General features: G+C 42.1%; 3 protein-coding genes and 1 pseudogene. All 4 read left to right on the top strand.

What is annotated here, in order from left to right:
- A partial coding sequence (locus tag AC1DPZ_RS26155) for a GAF domain-containing protein (RefSeq protein WP_477409022.1) occupies positions 1 to 468 on the top strand: 468 nt, incomplete at its 5' end.
- Positions 468 to 1,118, top strand: coding sequence for an alpha/beta hydrolase (locus AC1DPZ_RS26150; RefSeq protein WP_477409020.1), 651 nt, complete (start codon positions 468 to 470; stop codon positions 1,116 to 1,118). The genes AC1DPZ_RS26155 and AC1DPZ_RS26150, both read left to right, overlap by 1 nt.
- The gene (locus AC1DPZ_RS26145) at positions 1,115 to 1,717 is read left to right on the top strand and encodes a DNA-3-methyladenine glycosylase (RefSeq protein ID WP_477409018.1); all 603 of its coding nucleotides are present in this window, start codon (positions 1,115 to 1,117) and stop codon (positions 1,715 to 1,717) included. The genes AC1DPZ_RS26150 and AC1DPZ_RS26145 overlap by 4 nt, the downstream gene beginning before the upstream one ends.
- A 35-nt stretch (positions 1,718 to 1,752) precedes the next feature.
- Positions 1,753 to 2,022, top strand: a pseudogene (locus AC1DPZ_RS26140) (kynureninase); the annotation flags it as partial.

Genomic DNA, 2,022 nt, shown 5'->3' with positions numbered 1-2,022 from the left:
GATTTAAACATAACCACATCAACAGACAAAACCGAACAATATTCTGCTTTGATCCCCCAGATTGAAGCGTTACTATATGGCGAACCAGACCTTGTAGCCAACCTGGCTAACATCAGCGCAGCTTTAAAGGAGCAGTTTAAATGGTTTTGGGTTGGCTTTTATATGGTAAAGAACGGTGAATTGGTTTTGGGGCCTTTCCAGGGGCCTGTGGCCTGTACGCGGATAGCTTTGGGTAAAGGTGTTTGCGGTACGGCATGGAAGCAGGCCAAAACGCTTATAGTGCCCAATGTTGAGGCCTTTCCTGGCCATATTGCATGTAGCTCTCTTTCGCAGTCGGAAATAGTAGTGCCGGTATTTAATAATGGTGAGGTTGTTGGCGTTTTGGATGTTGACAGCGAACTATTGGATCAGTTTGACGAAACTGACGCGCGATTCCTGGAACAGATTGTAAAGCTGGTAAAATTTTAATGAGCAGGATTTACCTGGTAGCCGGCCTCGGCGCCGATACGCGTATTTTCAATAATATCGACCTGGGCAATCATGAAGTGATTCCGGTGGACTGGATAGAGCCAGACTCCCGGGATACGTTGGCCGGCTATGCGCAAAAGCTGATTCATCAATACAATATCAGGCCGGATTCAATATTGATCGGTAATTCGATGGGAGGGATGATCGCTGTTGAAATGGCTAAGCTTATCCCTATGAAAAAAGTGATCATTATTTCCAGTATTAAAACAAGCGATGAGGCGCCCCGGTATTTTAGTTTCTTTAGGAATTTGCCGGTTCAAAAATTAATTCCCGGCAAACTAATGACCTCGATGGGGTTTATAATCAAACCGGTGTTTGGCAAGATGAGCGAAGGGGATGCATGGGTGTTTAATGATATGCTGAAAAGGACGTCGCCGGTATTTGTAAAGTGGGCCATGGGTGCAATTTTAAACTGGAAAAATGATGTAGCCCCTGCAAATCTTTACCATATAACCGGTGATAAAGATCTGATATTTGATTATAAACGTATAAAAAATGCTACCATTGTACAAGGTGGAACGCACATTATGATTTTCGATAAAGGCAAAGAAATTAATAAACTTTTAAAACAAATCCTCCCAAAAAAATGAAGCTGACCGAGGATTATTATTTAGGCAATGATGTGGTTGCCATCAGCAAAAACCTGCTGGGCAAGTATTTATTTACCTGTATTGATGGTGTAACTACTGGTGGTTATATTGTTGAAACAGAAGCTTATAACGGTATTATAGATAAGGCCTCACACTCCTTTGGAAGCAGGGTAACCCCTCGTACCAAAACCATGTTTATGCAGGGAGGTATAGCCTATGTTTACCTATGCTATGGCATTCATGAAATGTTTAACGTGGTAACTTCAGTTGAAGGTGAGCCGCATGCCATACTGATCAGGGCTATTAATCCAACTGATGGCATTGAGACCATGCAGGTAAGGCGAAATATGCTGGCACTTAAATCAACAATCACTGCCGGGCCTGGCTCTGTTGCAAAGGCGTTAGGTATTTCCCGGAATATTAATGCTATTAGCTTGCAAAGTGATACGCTTTGGATTGAAGACCGGGGGCTGAATTTTTCGGATGAGCAAATAACTATTGGCCCGCGTATTGGCGTGAGCTATGCCGGCGATGACGCTTATTTACCTTATCGTTTTTACGTTAAAGGCAACAAATTCGTAAGTAAACCCAATAAGTAGACACTTTAAATTTGCCTTTTTTGTAATATTGAGCAATGGATTATCAAAATAGTTTAGCATTTGCCAAAGCACTGGACGGGAAGGACGCTTTAAAAGATTTCAGAAACAGGTTTTTAATTCCAAAGCATAAAGGAAATGATGCCATTTATCTTTGTGGTAATTCTCTTGGTCTGCAGCCAAAATCCGCCGCACAATATATTGCCGATCAGATGAACACCTGGAAAGATCTTGCAGTAGAGGGATGGTTCCAGGGTGATGATCCCTGGTTAGAATATCATAAATCGCTTTCATTGTCAATATCAAAG

This window comes from Mucilaginibacter sp. P4_G9 (genome assembly GCF_056400985.1).
This window is presented reverse-complemented; position numbering and strand designations above follow the sequence as displayed.